This is a genomic window from Aphanizomenon flos-aquae FACHB-1287, assembly GCF_014698755.1.
Classification (GTDB): Bacteria; Cyanobacteriota; Cyanobacteriia; order Cyanobacteriales; family Nostocaceae; genus Dolichospermum; species Dolichospermum flosaquae.
The window spans coordinates 1-18,401 of the sequence record NZ_JACJTO010000038.1 but is presented as its reverse complement, the minus strand read 5'-3'; the positions used below and the strand labels follow the sequence as shown (position 1 = coordinate 18,401).

Sequence of the window (18,401 nt, the reverse complement as noted above, 5' to 3'; positions counted from 1 at the left end):
ATTGAAAAAATTTAGTCTAGACTATGCAGATTAAGTTATGGGGTGAGTGGGCATTATTTACAAGACCAGAATTTAAGGCTGAACCGCACAGCTACCAAGTAATGCCCTTTACTGCGGCTATTGGTGTACTGGAATCTATTTTCTGGAAACCAGAGATTAAATACAAAATCAATCACATTATAGTCTTGAATCCGATTAGTACATTTACAATACAGCGTAACATGGTGCAGTCCAAACAAATCTATGGAAATGTTAAAAAATGGATAAAAAATGATGGTATAGGCGGATACACAGCCGTAGGAGATCGCGCTCAAAGGAATCATGTCATATTGCGTGATATAGCCTATATCATTGATTTCAACTTTGATTTACAAACAGAGGAAGATTTATCTAATAAATATGCGGCTCAAATAAAGCGCAGAATTGAGAAAGGACAATGTTTTAAACAGCCCTATTTTGGCTGTCGAGAATACATTGCTTATTTTGGTTTTCCCCTCCCAGAAGATCAACCCGCACCAGAGTTAAAAGGAGAAATTGATTTAGGATTAATGCCTAAACAAATGCACTTTATTCCTGATAAAAAAGGGGCTATTTCTTGGCGCACTGCGGAGGGATTTGTCAAGGGTAATGTTGTTACTGAATTTGCTCACTTTGTCATGAGAGATGGGCTAGTATGTTACAGGAATTAAATCAACTAGGAATTGCTTTAGAACAGGATGATAAACTCACACCAACAGGTTTTAGTGAATGTATTTGTCATTGGCAAATTGATTTAAGTTTAGAGACTTTTATGGTATTAGAAACACCAGGAAAAAGTGATAAAAGTAAACCTAAATTCGGCAAAAAAATACTAGTCCCTGATTTGCGCCGTAATGGTGATGAAACCCTATTAATTGATGATGGGGGAGAATATGTTTTTGGGGCTGGAGACAGAGGTGAAAAACGTCATGATTTGTATCTACAACTTCTAGGAAGATGTTTGCAAGAAACTAATCATGAAGCTGTAAAAGCTGTTTATGATTTTGTCACTAATACAACTGTGGAAAAAATCACAGCAGAGTTAGTAATAGCCTATCCTCCAGCAGCAAATATAGAATGGTATCGGGATAGATTTGTATTCATGTTTAATGGTGGACAAATCACTAAAATTCCCGCAATTAAAAAATGGTGGTCTAATTATTATGCTAGTAAACAAGATACCATTGATGGCACAAGTGTTGAATCCTGCAATAAAACTTTACAATCTTTGCGTTTTACCCAGGTAAAATCCATTGTCTATTGAGAATAGAGTCATTAATTGATCAAATTTGGTATCACCAATACCAATGCACAACTTGGACACAATCCTCAAAATCTTAACATTCAACACTTCTGCATTGATGGTGTTTGTTTATTAACAGGTGAAAAGACCCCAACAATGGGGCGAAAAATGCCTATGATGGTTAAAGGTGTTCCCGGTTCTATGGCTTATGGAGCGGCTATTAGTAGTTTTGATAAAGTTGCTTATCAGTCTTATGGATGGGATGGAAATATTAACGCCCCCATTGGTTTTACCAGTGCTGTGAGATTTCATAAAGCTTTGGATTTTTTACTAAATTCTCACACAAACCACTATAAATTAGGGGGTCAGGTTTTTGTCTATTGGGGTGAAGAAGAAGGAGAAGGAATTAATCCTGAAATTTGGGAAAATCCCTCTTTTGAATCTATCTTTGCTAGTCCCCATAGTCCTAAAAAATTTAATTTGGAGGATATCAAATCTAGCAAGTTTTATTTAGCGGTTCTTAAAGGTAATAAAGGGAGAATCTCTGTTAGTAGTTGGAGTGAAATTACCACCCAAAAAATTAAAGATTCTCTTCAACAGTTTATACAATGTCAGCAAGTTAATAATTTGTCACCTGTTCCTATTTGGATGTTGTGTAATACTGCTTTTTTAAACCATAGTAAGGAAAACACCGACAGGATAGCGACAGCTTTAATTAAAGCCGCTTTTTTGGGTGAAAAATTACCTGACGAATACGCTTACAGAATCATTGATAGGATATGTAGTGAAAAATCTTTTCATCCTTTCCCGTCTCAATCTAGAAAACATTTCTACTTTCCTAGACTACAAGGTTTATTACTTTATTTAGCAACCAATAACATGAAGTATCCCACAGATCATCCTGGCTTGAATACCGCTTACACATTAGGAAGAATTGCATTTTTAATGCACCAATCTCAAGTTAATGCTCAAAGTATGACTGAAGATAATACTAATGTCATGCGTAGTCTCAAGGCTTTATCTTCCACTCCTACTCAAGTTTTCGCTCGGCTTTGTCATGGTTGTACTCATTATCATTTAGAAGCCGAAAAGAGTAAATATATTAAGCTATTACTAGCTGAAGAATTTGAGAATTTTGATATTTCTGTGCTACCAGAAGTTCTAGATTTAAAATCTCAAGCTCTGTTTTTTCAAGGTTGGTGGCAAAAAAGAGCCGAATTTTTTAAACCTAAAGATAAATCTGAACAATAAAAATGGCTAATTATGGACATAAATCAATGACATGAAATTTTTTTGAAGATGATAAAAAATAATTTTTTATCTCTTTAAAGTCTAGAATTTCCAAATCTCTACTTTCTCAACTTGCTAAAAACCTAAAAAAATCACAGGAACAAAAATCATGACTTTACATTTAGACCCCACCAAAAAACACGATGCAATTTTATTATTTGACTGTCTTGATGGTAATCCTAATGGTGATCCAGATGCAGGAAATCAACCGAGAATTGACCCCCAAACTAATCAAGGTTTAGTAACAGATGCTTGTTTAAAACGCAAGGTCAGAAACTATGTAGAAATGGTTGGTAAGGATGAAACCACACCAGAAAAATATAAAATATTTGTGGAAGAAGGAAGTGTTTTAAATGAGAAAATTCGCCGAGGTTATGTAGGTGTAGGTTTACCAGAAAAAGAAGGAACTCCAGAACAACAATTAGAAGTTGGAAAATGGATGCAACAAAACTTTTATGATTTAAGAATGTTTGGAGGAGTGTTGTCTACTGGTTTAAAAGCTGGTCAAGTTTGGGGACCTATGCAAATTAGTTTTTCTCGTAGTATTGACCCTGTTTTTCCTCAATCTGTAAGCATTACCCGCTGTGCTGCTACTAGCGAAAAAGAAGGTAAGGACAATAAAACTATGGGGAGAAAGGAGGTTTTACCCTATGGTTTGTATAAATCTCATGTTTTTTATAATCCCCATTTGGCGGAAAAATCTGGTTGTGTGACTGAACGTGATTTAGAATTGTTTTGGGAAGCTTTAATTAAGGCTTGGGAGTTTGACCGCTCTTCTGCACGGGGTTTTATGGCTTGTCGTGGATTATATGTATTTAGTCATGCCAGTAAATATGGTAATGCTCCTGTACATAAGTTGTTTGATAAGCTGCAAATTAAGTCTAATGTTGATGTACCCCGTAGTTTTGCTGATTATCAGGTGGTGCTTGATGATGAATTTAAACTACCTGATGGTGTGATTTTGACAAGGTTGGATTAAAAATGCGCGGATGGTTAGGTGTTAAGTCGGAATGAGTATGATTAAGCTGGAAACTCTTGCAATGTATGGATTTCAGGACATGGGTAATTTAAAATGCCCGCGCACCTTATGCTGTAAGGGTTACAGCGTTTTTTGCTCTTGCTCTTGGGACTGGAATGGGGTATTATCTGAACACCCGCGCAAATCATTCTGGAAATCTCCTATTTCCAAGGGTTTCCCCGGCCCGCTGTGACAATTACTATTTAAGGTAATTGAGGATTGAAACCCTGCTTGGAAAAATAAATTTCCTTTTGATATGATTTGTGACAATTACTATTTAAGGTAATTGAGGATTGAAACAAAAAAGGAATTCTCGATAATCAGAAGCTAAAAGCGTGACAATTACTATTTAAGGTAATTGAGGATTGAAACACAATATGGTGGCATGTCTTCCATTTGTTGTGCAGGTGACAATTACTATTTAAGGTAATTGAGGATTGAAACTGTCCACAAAACCCCACAAATTCTTCAATCCCAAAGTGACAATTACTATTTAAGGTAATTGAGGATTGAAACTACAGCCAAATTATTTGTTAGAACTGCATAATGGAGTGACAATTACTATTTAAGGTAATTGAGGATTGAAACTATTAAAGTCAACAGCAGATAACAAAGAAATTTGTGACAATTACTATTTAAGGTAATTGAGGATTGAAACGGAGGCTAAGATGCACTGCCAAGCACTAAACAGGAAGTGACAATTACTATTTAAGGTAATTGAGGATTGAAACACTTGATGGACTCTGAGAAATTTAGAATAGGATGTGACAATTACTATTTAAGGTAATTGAGGATTGAAACTAATTAAGGATGCGATCGCCTCTATCCAAGAGGCTTTGTGACAATTACTATTTAAGGTAATTGAGGATTGAAACATTTCTTTAGAATTTATGGTACAGGATTAGCTAATAGTGACAATTACTATTTAAGGTAATTGAGGATTGAAACCGAAAAACCAGCTAAGTACAGGGTCAAGCAGGGGAGTGACAATTACTATTTAAGGTAATTGAGGATTGAAACAATTGACTGAACTTTGTAGCTTTCTGAATTTTCAGCAGGTGACAATTACTATTTAAGGTAATTGAGGATTGAAACGGCCGAAAATTATAGCAGATATTAGAAGAATGAATAAAAAGTGACAATTACTATTTAAGGTAATTGAGGATTGAAACGTCCCGTGAGCAATTCCCGCGTCTTTTGAGAGTAGTGACAATTACTATTTAAGGTAATTGAGGATTGAAACCAAAGCTTCATTTAAATTCCTTAGGCTTTGCTCACCGCAAGTGACAATTACTATTTAAGGTAATTGAGGATTGAAACTTGCTACAGGCTTCCTTATGTTGGGTGTGGTTCTTTGTGACAATTACTATTTAAGGTAATTGAGGATTGAAACCTTATTTAAGTAATGAGTATATTGGCCATTTTTGTGACAATTACTATTTAAGGTAATTGAGGATTGAAACACAGGTAAGTCTGCACCACCTTCTGGTGGGAGTGACAATTACTATTTAAGGTAATTGAGGATTGAAACGCAATATTATCCAGAGATCCAGCAAGAAATGAAAAGTGACAATTACTATTTAAGGTAATTGAGGATTGAAACATCAAAAATCAAATCCAAGCTTGCTTACGGGCGATTGCAAGTGACAATTACTATTTAAGGTAATTGAGGATTGAAACGGCAAACCTAATAATTTATGCGGGTAAAAACGTGACAATTACTATTTAAGGTAATTGAGGATTGAAACATAGTCCCTATTAGAGAGGATTGGGAGATGTATAGTGACAATTACTATTTAAGGTAATTGAGGATTGAAACGGTAGCATAAATTTCTAGACCTCTATAAGAACCAGTGACAATTACTATTTAAGGTAATTGAGGATTGAAACAGAGAACAAAACGATATTATGAAAGCAGCGAAGGAATGTGACAATTACTATTTAAGGTAATTGAGGATTGAAACCTACGGTGAATTTTTGGGGTAAAGACAGAGAGATTTGTGACAATTACTATTTAAGGTAATTGAGGATTGAAACCGACATATGAAAAGTATTTTACTTTGCATATCTCAAGTGACAATTACTATTTAAGGTAATTGAGGATTGAAACTCGAACAAGATAAATATGCTTCTTGGATTTCAAATCGTGACAATTACTATTTAAGGTAATTGAGGATTGAAACTTACTTTTTTTTCTAATTCTGCTGCATTCGCCTGTGACAATTACTATTTAAGGTAATTGAGGATTGAAACACAAGAAAATGTAAAGGAGAAAAGCGATTCTGTTGTTGGTGACAATTACTATTTAAGGTAATTGAGGATTGAAACTAAACTGCCTGAAAATACTTATCATTTTAGTAGGCGTGACAATTACTATTTAAGGTAATTGAGGATTGAAACCTGCTATTTTTGTTGCTTCTAAGGCTGAAGATAAAGTGACAATTACTATTTAAGGTAATTGAGGATTGAAACTTACCAGAGATTGGGAAGAAAACTTCTGATTTAAGGTGACAATTACTATTTAAGGTAATTGAGGATTGAAACAGTGCGGAGATTAACGCTACCATGACCCGGCTGGGGTGACAATTACTATTTAAGGTAATTGAGGATTGAAACGGGATACACCCTTATTAGGAGCGCTTACCACTGGGGTGACAATTACTATTTAAGGTAATTGAGGATTGAAACGGCATTTAGACCTGAAGAAATGACAGAAGAACATGTGACAATTACTATTTAAGGTAATTGAGGATTGAAACCAAATCTGAAAATTTTCAGGGGTGAAAAAATAGTGACAATTACTATTTAAGGTAATTGAGGATTGAAACTTTTCTCGAAAAGATGGTAAAAGAATGAAAATGGAAGTGACAATTACTATTTAAGGTAATTGAGGATTGAAACAAGAGGGTGGCAAGATGGCATGGATACCTGCAAAGTGACAATTACTATTTAAGGTAATTGAGGATTGAAACGAATAAAGTTCGAGGGCAAGGTTAGAGCCCAAAGGTGACAATTACTATTTAAGGTAATTGAGGATTGAAACGAAAAATGAGATTTACTACTACCAGGTTTACCGTATACTGGTGACAATTACTATTTAAGGTAATTGAGGATTGAAACCAATATACCGACAGACTAAATTTTTAGAGAGCCAATCGTGACAATTACTATTTAAGGTAATTGAGGATTGAAACGTTAAATACGCGATCGCTAATTATGACTCTGAAAGTGACAATTACTATTTAAGGTAATTGAGGATTGAAACAGATTGTGATTGAACAAATTACCGCAGATGTTTCTAGTGACAATTACTATTTAAGGTAATTGAGGATTGAAACTTGAATTTCGCTACTGAAGCTATTAACAAACATTTTGGTGTGACAATTACTATTTAAGGTAATTGAGGATTGAAACGTAATTATCTTTTTTCTGTTTATATTTTTGTACCATTGTGACAATTACTATTTAAGGTAATTGAGGATTGAAACCGGCATCGAAAGCAATATCTTATTTGTGTGGCGCAAGTGACAATTACTATTTAAGGTAATTGAGGATTGAAACTTCCGTCACCGTCAAAGTCGCCACCGCAGTCCTGAGAACCAGTGACAATTACTATTTAAGGTAATTGAGGATTGAAACTTAATTCTTCTACGCAAGAGCGATCGCGCATTAACCAGGTGACAATTACTATTTAAGGTAATTGAGGATTGAAACAATTCAAAGGATGATCTAATTTCTGGCAAAAGGCGTGACAATTACTATTTAAGGTAATTGAGGATTGAAACGAAAGATGGACCAGCTTCGCTGCCGGGATCTTTAAGTGACAATTACTATTTAAGGTAATTGAGGATTGAAACTTTTTGTTTCTTTTTACCATTTTAAATCTTTTCTTCCGGTGACAATTACTATTTAAGGTAATTGAGGATTGAAACTTCTACTAATCCAGAAGAAAATAAAATGTTCCGCGGTGACAATTACTATTTAAGGTAATTGAGGATTGAAACAAGTAAATCAAGTTTTTTAAGTTTAGGAGTAATTGTGACAATTACTATTTAAGGTAATTGAGGATTGAAACAACTTGTTATGCTAACCGATATGCCACTTTTGTGACAATTACTATTTAAGGTAATTGAGGATTGAAACATAGTTTTTATGATATTATGGAAAAAATCCCAAGTGACAATTACTATTTAAGGTAATTGAGGATTGAAACATTGAGGATTTAAATATTGAGGATTGAAACGAATTACAATAAATCAAATCAAGCAGATTGTGACAATTACTAATTAAGATAATTGAGGATTCAAACAAAATCATGTTTTATCTAAATACCCCCGTCCCTGACAATGATCATACCCCACCAACTCGACGGGGAAAGCATAAAATATTCATTGGAATGGCTCCCGGAGTCGGGAAAACATACAGAATGCTAGAAGAAGCACACCAACTTAAACAAGAAGGTATTGATATTGTAATTGGTGTTTTAGAAACCCATGGACGTAAAGGTACGGCCACAAAAGCCATAGGATTAGAGATAATTCCTAAAAAAACCATTGTTCACAAAAATATCAACCTTCAAGAAATGGACACCGAAGGAATTTTAAAACGCTCCCCTCAACTGGTTTTAATTGATGAATTAGCCCATACAAATACCCCCGGTTCACTTAGAGAAAAACGCTATCAAGATGTAGAATTAATTTTAGCAGCCAGTATAGATGTTTACTCTACAGTCAACATTCAACATTTAGAAAGTTTGAACGATTTAGTAGCAGGAATTACAGGTATCGTAGTCCGAGAACGAATTCCAGATCGTTTACTAGATGAAGCTGATGCTGTTGTTGTAGTTGATGTTACTCCAGAAACCTTAGAAGAACGATTACGAGAAGGTAAAATTTATACACCTGATAAAATTCAACAATCTTTAGACAACTTTTTTCAGCGTCGTAATCTCATCGCTTTGCGGGAATTAGCATTAAGAGAAGTCGCAGATACCCTAGAAGAAGAAGCCAATACCACCCCCTCTCCTGGGCAAAATTGGAATGTTCATGAACGAGTTTTGATATGTATATCTACTTATCCAAATTCGATTCAATTATTACGACGTGGGGCACGAATCGCCAACTATATGAACGCTAAATTATATACTGTATTCATTGCTGACCCTGAACGATTTCTCAATAAACAAGAAACTTTACATATTCATACCTGTGAGAAATTATGCCAAGAATTTGGCGGTGAATTTATTATTATTAAAAATAACAAGATTCCTCAAGCGATCGCTGAAGTAGCTGCTACCCATCATATCACCCAAATAGTTATTGGTGAAAGTCATCAACCCCGATGGAAAACATTTTTTAAACGCTCTTTTACACAACGGTTACTAGAGTTAATCAGAAATCAAAACATAGATTTACATATTATCGCCACAGAGAAATAAATTTTAATATTTGTTAATCTATCTTAAATGAGAGGTAATTTTTTTGTCTTTTGTCTATTCTAAATAGCAAACCTAAATATTAAGGATGCTTTTACCAAAAATTAACCTAAAAAATCAGATATAGTCATTATCATCAGTTAGCAATCTAACATCGAGGTATATATGTTTAACAAAATTTTAGCAGCAGTAGATCGCTCGGACATGAGTATAAAAGTTTTTGAACAAGCCCTATCTTTAGCTAAAATCACATCAGCCAACCTAATGTTACTGCATATTCTATCACAAGAAGAAGAAGGCAGTCCAGAGGCGCTAATTTACCCGAATATTGACTACTATCCTGGTTGGAACGAGCAGAGCTTTAAATTATACCAAGAACATTGGGATAAATTTAAAAATGAAGGACTACAGATGTTACAATCATGGAGCGCTCAAGCTAATACATCCGGTGTAAATACGGAATTTACTCAAAATACTGGTAGTCCAGGACGGATGATTTGTGAATTAGCTACCAGTTGGGACGCTGACTTGATTATCATGGGACGACGGGGACGCTCAGGACTAGCGGAATTTTTTCTTGGTAGTGTGAGTAACTACGTTTTACATCATGCACCTTGTTCTGTACAAATTGCACATCTTCCCATGAGTTCTCAAGCAGCAGAGGTAACTTCCAAAACCACCACCTTTAGTAACTAGATTTCAGGTAAGAGGTAAAAATATTTACCAATTACCTATCCGCATCAAGTGGAAAAAATATGAAAACATCAATTCCACCTTCTTCAACCCATCTCATTGAAGATAAGCGTTTAAAAATGTTAGACGCAACCATTAAACGTCATCAATATCAACAAGATGCACTTATTGAAATTCTACATCGAGCTTGTGAACTATTTGGTTATTTAGAACTGGATTTATTGCTTTATATTGCCCATAGCCTAAAATTACCACCAAGTCGGGTTTATGGAGTAGCCACATTCTATCATTTATTTTCCCTAGCTCCAAAAGGGGTACATAATTGTGTGGTTTGTACGGGTACAGCTTGTTATGTTAAAGGCGCTCAGACCATCTTAACCAACGTAGAACAATTTACGCAAATTCACGCAGGGGAAACCACCCCAAATGGTCAAATTTCCCTAATGACAGCCAGGTGTTTGGGTGCTTGTGGAATTGCCCCAGCGGTAGTATTTGATGGCACGGTTTTAGGTAATCAGACCCCGGACTCAGTTTGCGAAAAAGTGAGAGCATGGTGGCAAAATGGAACTAAATGAATTATTAGAAATTGCCCAAAAAGAACATTCACAACGGAAAACTGTAGAAATTCGGTGTTGTATAGCTGCCGGTTGTCTATCTTCTCATGGACAAGCTGTCAAAGATAATTTAGAGGCCTCTGTCAAAACTGCGGAGTTACAAAATACCGTACAAGTTACTGGTGTGGGTTGTATGCGTCTTTGTTGTCAAGGAACATTGGTACAGGTAGAAAACTTGGCAAATCCTCCCGCCTCAAAATTGTATCAAAAAGTTATCCCCGAAAATGCAGCAGCAATTGTGGCAGGGATTCATGGAGAAACCACGAATTTACAAGAGAGTGATTTAAATCAGCCATTTTTTAGCCGTCAATTGCCAATTGTGCTGGAAAACAGCGGTAAAATTGACCCCGAACGGATTCAAGCTTACATTGGCGCTAATGGTTATCAAGCCCTTTACCAAGTGCTGCGGGAAATGAAACCCAGTCAGGTAGTAGAAACCATGACCAAAAGCGGTTTAAGGGGACGTGGTGGCGCTGGTTATCCCACAGGTTTAAAATGGGGAACTGTGGCAAAATCCCCAGGGTCGAAAAAATTTGTTATTTGTAATGCTGATGAAGGTGATCCCGGTGCATTTATGGATAGGAGTGTATTAGAAAGTGATCCCCATCGAGTTTTAGAAGGGATGGCGATCGCTGCCTATGCCATTGGTGCAAATCAAGGCTATATTTATGTTAGGGCAGAATATCCCATTGCTATTAAACGCCTAGAAATAGCAATTCATCAAGCTCAACACTTAGGACTTATCGGGTCACAAATTTTTGATTCTCCCTTTGATTTTAAAGTAGAAATCCGCATTGGTGCAGGTGCTTATGTCTGCGGTGAAGAAACGGCTTTAATGGCTTCTATTGAAGGTAAACGCGGTGTCCCCCATCCCCGTCCGCCATACCCTGCTGAGTGCGGTTTATGGGGCTATCCAACGTTAATTAACAATGTGGAAACCTTTGCTAATATCGCGCCGATTATTCGTCAAGGTGCTGAGTGGTTTGCAAATATTGGTATTGGTAAAAGCAAAGGTACAAAGGTATTTGCATTAGCTGGAAATATCTGCAACACGGGTTTAATAGAAGTGCCTATGGGAACATCTTTACAAGCAATTATTGAGGAAATCGGCGGAGGTGTTCCCGACAATGGTATTGCTAAAGCAGTACAAACTGGTGGCCCTTCAGGAGGATGTATTCCCGCGTCGGCTTTTGCTACACCTGTAGATTATGAATCCTTAACCGCTTTAGGTTCAATGATGGGTTCAGGTGGAATGATTGTTATGGATCAAACTACAAATATGGTAGATGTTGCTCGTTTTTTCATGGAATTTTGCATGGATGAATCTTGCGGTAAGTGCATTCCCTGTCGAGTGGGAACTGTGCAATTATACGGGTTATTAACAAAGATTAGTCAGGGAGAAGGTTCACTAGCTGATTTGAATTTGTTGGAGGAACTTTGCGATATGGTCAAAAATACAAGTTTATGTGGTTTAGGACAATCTGCACCAAATCCAGTTTTTAGCACTTTGCGATATTTTCGAGATGAATATTTGTCACTTGTTAGTTGTTAGTTGTTAGTGGTCAGTGGTCAGTGGTCAGTTGTTAGTGGTCACTTGTTAGTTGTTAGTTGTTAGTTACGAATTACCAATATTTTTATGACTGTAAAAACCTTAACAATAAATGGCGAACTTGTGAGCGCTCGTGAGGATGAAACCTTATTAGACGCAGCCCAAGATGCTGGTATTCATATTCCTACATTATGTCATTTAGAAGGTATAGGAGATGTGGGTGCTTGTCGTTTATGTTTGGTAGAAATTGCAGGTAATAATAAATTACAACCTGCTTGTATAACGAAAGTAATAGAAGGAATGGAAGTAAATACAAATAGCGATCGCTTACAAAAATACCGTCGTACAATTATAGAAATGTTATTTGCCGAAGGTAATCATATTTGCTCAGTTTGTGTTGCTAATAATAACTGTGAATTACAAGATTTAGCCATAGAAATGGGCATGGATCATCTACGATTAGAATATCAATTTCCTCACCGAACTGTTGATACTTCTCATCATCTTTTTGGCATAGATCATAATCGTTGTGTGCTTTGTACTCGTTGTGTGCGGGTATGTGATGAAATCGAAGGTGCTCATACTTGGGATATAGCAGAAAGAGGATCAAAATCTCATATTATTACTGATTTAAATCAGCCTTGGGGAACTTCTCAAAGCTGTACTTCTTGCGGTAAATGTGTTAATGCCTGTCCTACAGGGGCGTTATTTGATAAAGGTTCAAGCGTGGGTGAAATGAAACATGATCGCAGTAAAATTGAATTTTTAGTAACTGCAAGAAATAAAAAGCAATGGAATTTTTAATATCTAGTATCTCACACAAAAGCGCGAAGGGAGAAATACATGAATTTTAAATATCTAAAAATCTAAAAAAATGACTAAAATTAAATTAGCAACGGCGTGGTTAGGTGGTTGTTCTGGTTGTCATATGTCCTTTCTTGATTTGGATGAATGGTTAATCAATTTAGCAACACAAGTAGATATAGTTTATAGTCCCATTGTTGATATTAAAGAATATCCAGAAGGTGTAGATATAGTATTAGTTGAAGGAGCTATAGCTAACGAAGAACATTTAGAATTAATTTACAAAATCAGAAACCGAACTAAAACAATAATTGCCTTTGGTGATTGTGCTATTATTGGTAATGTTACCGCCTTAAGAAATCTTGCCGGTGGTGCAGAACCAGCTTTACAATTAGCTTATATCCAAGAAGCGAATTTTAATCAACAAATTCCTAATTCACCCGGTATTGTTCCTCCTTTGCTAAATAAAGTTGTCCCCATACATAAAGTAGTACCAGTTGATATTTATTTACCTGGTTGTCCTCCTTTAGCACCTCAAATTCGTGCTATAATTGAAGCATTATTAAAAGGAAAAAAACCAGAAATTGTCGGACGAGAAATGATTAAATTTGGTTAATGCCATTGTCAATTATTTGAAGGTGAATTATGTTAACAGCAGCAGATGTAATGACTAAAGATGTAGCAATGATTCGCAGTTCAGCCACAGTCAAAGAAGCAGTTGATTTAATGCGAATTAGAGACTGGAGAGCATTAATTATAGATCGTCGTCATGAACAAGATGCTTATGGAATTATCACAGAAAGCGACATTGTTTATAAGGTAATTTCCTACAGCAAAGACCCGAATAAAGTCCGTGTTTATGAAATTATGACTAAACCTTGTATTGTCGTTAATCCAGAATTAGGTTTAGAATATGTAGCCAGATTATTTGCTAACCATTATCTGCGACGTGCACCTGTAATTAGTGGTAAACTATTAGGAATTATTTCACTTACCGACATCTTAGCCAGAAGTAGTTGTTTAGAACAACCGCGCTCATTGTTATTAGAACAAGAATTACAAGATGAAATTAAAAAAGCTCGCATTGTTTGTGTAGAAAAAGGTATCAATTCCACCGAATGTGCAGCCGCTTGGGATGTGGTAGAAGAAATTCAAGCTGAAATTGCTCACCAACTCGCTGAAAAACCTCTTAAAACTGCCTTTGAAGATTACTGTGATGAATATCCAGAATTAGCAGAATCTAGAATTTATGATTTGTAATTAATATCCGTAGGTTGGGTAGAACAAAGTGAAACCCAACAAAATCTTTGATAATGTTGCGGAAATGTTGGGTTTCCTTATGTCAACCGAACCTACAATTTTATATAATTACCAATCATCGATTAATTATGAAAACAATCATTATTGACCCCGTTACTCGCATTGAAGGCCACGCGAAAATTAGCATTTATTTAGATGATGAAGGTCAAGTAAATGATGCTCGATTTCATGTTACAGAATTTCGTGGTTTTGAAAAATTTTGTGTTGGTCGTCCTTTCTCAGAAATGCCAGGAATTACCGCCAGAATTTGCGGTATTTGTCCAGTAAGTCACCTATTGGCTTCAGCCAAAACAGGAGATGGGATTTTAGCCGTCAAAATTCCCAAAATAGCCACTCAATTACGCCGTTTAATGAATTTAGGTCAAATCATCCAATCTCATGCCCTCAGCTTCTTTTACCTCAGTGCTCCTGACCTATTATTAGGCATGGATAGCGAACCCGAAAAACGGAATATTTTTGGTTTAATTGCTGCTGAACCAGAATTAGCCAGAGGTGGCATTCGTTTACGGCAATTTGGACAAGAAATCATTGAATTATTAGGAGGGAAAAAAATCCATCCTTCCTGGGCTATTCCTGGTGGGGTAAGTCACTCTTTAACCGAAGAAAATCGCACCCATATTCAGCAAGGGATTCCTGAAGCGAAAGCTACCGTAATTAATGCTATAGAATTATTTAAAAACTTATTAAAAACACACCAAAAAGAAATTAAAACCTTTGGTAATTTCCCTAGTTTATTTATGGGTTTAGTCAGTTCAGAAGGTTTATGGGAAACTTATGATGGACATATTCGATTTGTTGATAGTATAGGAAATATTGTTGCTGATAAACTTGACCCCAATAATTATCATGAATTTATCGGTGAAGCGGTGCAAGCAGACTCTTATTTAAAATCACCTTATTATCTTCCTTTAGGTTATCCTGATAGTAGTGATCATTGTCGTTTAGATAGTGGAATGTATCGCGTTGGACCCTTGGCAAGATTGAATATTTGTAGTCAGATTGGAACAACTTTAGCAGATACAGAATTAAAAGAATTTCGTAGTTATGAAAACGGTACTATTAAATCATCATTTTTTTATCACTATGCCCGGTTAATTGAAATTTTAGCAGCAATTGAACATATAGAAATTATCCTTGATGATCCAGATATTTTATCAACTCGTATCTGTGCTGAAGCTGGTATTAATTGTCTAGAATCTGTGGGTGTAAGTGAAGCCCCAAGGGGGACATTATTTCATCATTATCAAGTAGATGAAAATGGGCTAATCTTAAAAGTAAATTTGATTATTGCCACGGGTCAAAATAACTTAGCAATGAATCGTACTGTTGCCCAAATTGCCCGTCATTTTATCCAAGGTGATGATATTAAAGAAGGAATATTAAACCGAGTTGAAGCCGGAATTAGGGCTTTTGATCCTTGTTTAAGTTGTTCGACCCATGCCATGGGACAAATGCCTTTATTAATAGAAGTAGTAAATAACAATGGTGCTGTAGTTAATCAAATTTGCCGTAATTAAGTTAATTATTTAGATCCCCGACTTCTGGAAACTTGTATTTATATGATATAATTTAAGCTAAACTCATATTACCCAAATTTTATGACTCTTGCTACTGCTAAACGCTTTACCATAACTGAATATCACCGTCTAGCAGATCTTGACTTCTTCACAGAAGATGACAGAGTTGAACTAATTAAAGGTGAAATTATCAAAATGGCTGCAAAAGGTAAAGCACATTCTGTTTGTAATACTCGTTTATATAGAGAGTTATTCAAGTTACTAGAAGAAAAGGCTACTATCCGTGGACAAGAACCTATTATTATTAATGATAGCGAACCAGAACCAGATTTAACAATTGTTAAAAATACACCTGATGATTATTTTCTAAATCATCCCATACCATCTGATATTTTCTTAATTATTGAAGTAGCTGATTCATCTTTAAAATATGACCAAGAAGTAAAATTATTCCTATATTCAGAAGCTGGTATTTCTGATTATTGGATCTTCAATTTAATGGACTATTATTTAGAATGCTACAGTGACCCATATCAAGATTTACAAGGTAAATTCGGCTATCGTCACAAATCAATTATCCTCCCTAATGAGTCTGTCAAATTGCCATTTTTCCCGGAATTAATTTTAGATTTAACTAAAGTATTTCCAGGGAAAAATTAAGTTATAAAATTAAAACTTGCAAAAATTGGGAAAATATGTTATTCTAGTTGTCAAGTGATAAAATGGGCCGGTTATAACAATTTATAATATTGTCAGTATAAATAATAAGCGGCTATAGCAGCCGCACCAGTATCTATACTGAGTTTTCACTCATGTTTACACCTGCTACAATGGGGTCAAAATTTGCAGGAAACCGGGTATTATGATCACAATCTGCTTTTTCTAAATGCGTCCCCTGTAAATTAGCTGTACGTAAATTTGCAGAAAATAACATTGCTCCGCGCAAATCTGCATTTTCTAAATTAGCTTCACTTAAATCAGCAAAACTCAAATCACATCCTCGCAGATTTGCACCGTTCAGGTTGGCTTTACTCAAATCAGCATAACTGAAATCAGAGCCTTTCAAGTCAAAATTTTGTAGATTAGCTTCTCCTAATTCTGCTTTTTCAAAGTCTCTTTTTCCGACTGCATATTCTTCTAGAATCGTAGCAGCACTATTAATTGACTGTTGAAAATTAACTTCAGGCATAAAGCAGCCTCACAATTTATCTAAATTTTTTACGAAATTCCCAATTTTATCTACATTCATATTATAACGAATATGCAAAAAATACAGGCTATGTTTACATAAGTTTATTTTCAGTTTAATCTTAAATTTTGGTTTATGCTCATACAAATTAATTCATATTCATACTAATTACCAAATTACAATTATGCCTTTTGATGGAACTTTGTTAATAAAAAACTTTTTATAATTACACAAATAGCCAAACTGATCTAAAAATATAGGATGGTAAAATAAATTCTCAATGTACAAAAGATAAAGATATTTAATACCAAGAAAATAGAAAAATGAGTTAGATAAATGTCATTAATTGACATTGAATCAGGAGAATTAAATAATTATGTATAAACCATTTCGCACAGCCGCAGTATTAGGTGCAGGAATAATGGGAGCGCAAATAGCCGCTCATCTGGCAAATGTAGGACTAGACGTATTATTACTCGACCGTCCATCTGAAGGAAAAAATAAAAATGCGCGAGGAGAACAACTTTTTAAAACTGCTCTTAAATTGAAGCCCACTCCATTTTTTACCGAAAAAATACCCCGCAGAATTACGTTAGGAAATTTTGATGAAGATCTACACAAACTTGCAGAAGTAGATTGGATTATTGAATCTGTAATTGAGGATTTACAAATCAAACAAGAACTCATAAAACAGGTAGAAAAAGTAGCACGAGAAGATGCCATAATCTCCACCAATACCAGTGGTTTGTCCTTAAAAAAAATTATCGCAGGACGCTCGGACTCCTTCCGACGGCGATTTCTGGGAACTCACTTTTTCAACCCACCTCGCTACATGAAATTACTGGAATTAATTCCCACCAAAGATACAGATCCTCAAGTCCTAGAACGCATTAAGTGGTTTGGTAGAGTTCACTTAGGTAAAGGTATTATCATTGCCAAAGACACACCAAATTTTGTAGGTAACCGCATTGGAAATTATGACCTAATGCCCGGTATTTTGCACGGGCTTACCAAACAAGATTACACAATTGAAGAAGTTGATTTTTTGACAGGTCCTTTAGTTGGACGACCCAAATCTGCTACTTTTCGTACGGCTGACTTAGTGGGTCTGGACACTGTAACCCGTATATTAGATAATGTTTATGAAGCCATTCCAGAAGATGAAAGCCGGGAAATTTTTCGCACCCCCCCAGTGCTTCGCAAATTAGTGGAAAAGGGAGCATTAGGAGTCAAATCCAGTGGTGGTTTTTATCAAAAACAAGGCAATAAAATTTGTGTTATCAATCCTACCACCTTAGAATACGAACCGCCTAAACCATTAAATCTGGGCGAAGAGGTAGAAAAGATTGCCAAGATTGTCGATGTAAAAGAGCGTCTTCGCGCCCTTTACCAGGAACAAGGACGGGCTGGATCATTCTTCCGCCAAACCATAATAGAAATGTTAGCTTATAGCGCCCGCCGCATTCCCGAAATTGCCGAAAATCCTGCCGATATTGATCGCTGCTTAAGGTGGGGCTGGAATTGGGAATTAGGATTGTTTGAAATTTGGGATACCCTTGGGGTTGAATCAGTAGTTACTGATATGAAAACCGCTGGAATTACAGCAGTTTGAGATCAAAAGCGGTACAAAGATGGTAAACTTTAAAGATGGAAAAAAAAGAAAATAATTGAGATATATATGGCAGCAGCATATTCGACTGATATAAGACAAA

The 18,401-nt window shown here is 35.7% G+C and carries 15 protein-coding genes and 1 CRISPR repeat array; of the genes, 14 read left to right on the top strand and 1 reads right to left on the bottom strand.

Annotated features, from left to right (window positions below):
- The first annotated feature begins 23 nt into the window (after positions 1-23).
- From cas5c to H6G44_RS15960, 13 genes are all read left to right on the top strand, one after another.
- On the top strand, positions 24-689 hold the full coding sequence (gene cas5c, locus H6G44_RS16020) for a type I-C CRISPR-associated protein Cas5c (protein WP_190387543.1): 666 nt from the start codon (positions 24-26) through the stop codon (positions 687-689).
- Positions 674-1,282 (top strand): type I-C CRISPR-associated protein Cas8c/Csd1, encoded by a 609-nt coding sequence (locus H6G44_RS16015; protein WP_190387544.1) that lies wholly within the window; start codon positions 674-676, stop codon positions 1,280-1,282. Before cas5c ends, H6G44_RS16015 begins: the two co-directional genes overlap by 16 nt.
- Positions 1,283-1,297: 15 nt before the next feature.
- On the top strand, positions 1,298-2,512 hold the full coding sequence (locus H6G44_RS16010; protein ID WP_190387545.1) for a type I-C CRISPR-associated protein Cas8c/Csd1: 1,215 nt from the start codon (positions 1,298-1,300) through the stop codon (positions 2,510-2,512).
- 148 nt (positions 2,513-2,660) lie between these two features.
- Positions 2,661-3,530: a type I-C CRISPR-associated protein Cas7/Csd2 gene (cas7c, locus tag H6G44_RS16005; protein WP_190387546.1), complete on the top strand. Its 870-nt coding sequence runs from the start codon at positions 2,661-2,663 to the stop codon at positions 3,528-3,530.
- Between the two features lie 228 nt (positions 3,531-3,758).
- Positions 3,759-7,878: direct repeats of the CRISPR family, unit length 37 nt; unit sequence GTGACAATTACTATTTAAGGTAATTGAGGATTGAAAC.
- A 6-nt stretch (positions 7,879-7,884) separates the two neighbouring features.
- A complete protein-coding gene (locus tag H6G44_RS16000; protein ID WP_190387547.1) occupies positions 7,885-9,006 on the top strand; it encodes a sensor histidine kinase KdpD in 1,122 nt (373 codons plus the stop codon).
- 162 nt (positions 9,007-9,168) lie between these two features.
- Positions 9,169-9,699: a universal stress protein gene (locus H6G44_RS15995; RefSeq protein WP_190387548.1), complete on the top strand. Its 531-nt coding sequence runs from the start codon at positions 9,169-9,171 to the stop codon at positions 9,697-9,699.
- A 59-nt stretch (positions 9,700-9,758) separates the two neighbouring features.
- A complete protein-coding gene (gene hoxE, locus H6G44_RS15990; protein WP_190387549.1) occupies positions 9,759-10,271 on the top strand; it encodes a bidirectional hydrogenase complex protein HoxE in 513 nt (170 codons plus the stop codon).
- Positions 10,258-11,862: a NuoF family protein gene (locus tag H6G44_RS15985; protein WP_190387550.1), complete on the top strand. Its 1,605-nt coding sequence runs from the start codon at positions 10,258-10,260 to the stop codon at positions 11,860-11,862. The genes hoxE and H6G44_RS15985 overlap by 14 nt, the downstream gene beginning before the upstream one ends.
- Before the next feature lie 84 nt (positions 11,863-11,946).
- The gene (gene hoxU / locus H6G44_RS15980; RefSeq protein WP_190387551.1) at positions 11,947-12,663 is read left to right on the top strand and encodes a bidirectional hydrogenase complex protein HoxU; all 717 of its coding nucleotides are present in this window, start codon (positions 11,947-11,949) and stop codon (positions 12,661-12,663) included.
- Between the two features lie 70 nt (positions 12,664-12,733).
- Complete coding sequence (locus H6G44_RS15975; RefSeq protein ID WP_190387552.1) at positions 12,734-13,279, top strand: NADH-quinone oxidoreductase subunit B family protein; 546 nt, start codon at positions 12,734-12,736, stop codon at positions 13,277-13,279.
- A gap of 29 nt (positions 13,280-13,308) precedes the next feature.
- Positions 13,309-13,923, top strand: coding sequence for a CP12 domain-containing protein (locus H6G44_RS15970; protein ID WP_190387553.1), 615 nt, complete (start codon positions 13,309-13,311; stop codon positions 13,921-13,923).
- Between the two features lie 128 nt (positions 13,924-14,051).
- The gene (locus tag H6G44_RS15965) at positions 14,052-15,500 is read left to right on the top strand and encodes a Ni/Fe hydrogenase subunit alpha (RefSeq protein WP_190387554.1); all 1,449 of its coding nucleotides are present in this window, start codon (positions 14,052-14,054) and stop codon (positions 15,498-15,500) included.
- 81 nt (positions 15,501-15,581) lie between these two features.
- Positions 15,582-16,160 (top strand): Uma2 family endonuclease, encoded by a 579-nt coding sequence (locus tag H6G44_RS15960; protein WP_190387555.1) that lies wholly within the window; start codon positions 15,582-15,584, stop codon positions 16,158-16,160.
- Positions 16,161-16,293: 133 nt separating this feature from the next.
- Here H6G44_RS15960 and H6G44_RS15955 read toward each other — a convergent pair whose 3' ends face one another.
- The gene (locus tag H6G44_RS15955; protein ID WP_190387556.1) at positions 16,294-16,689 is read right to left on the bottom strand and encodes a pentapeptide repeat-containing protein; all 396 of its coding nucleotides are present in this window, start codon (positions 16,687-16,689) and stop codon (positions 16,294-16,296) included.
- 376 nt (positions 16,690-17,065) lie between these two features.
- Here H6G44_RS15955 and H6G44_RS15950 point away from each other — a divergent pair, with 376 nt between their 5' ends.
- Positions 17,066-18,301, top strand: coding sequence for a 3-hydroxyacyl-CoA dehydrogenase family protein (locus H6G44_RS15950; protein WP_190387557.1), 1,236 nt, complete (start codon positions 17,066-17,068; stop codon positions 18,299-18,301).
- Positions 18,302-18,401: the final 100 nt, after the last annotated feature.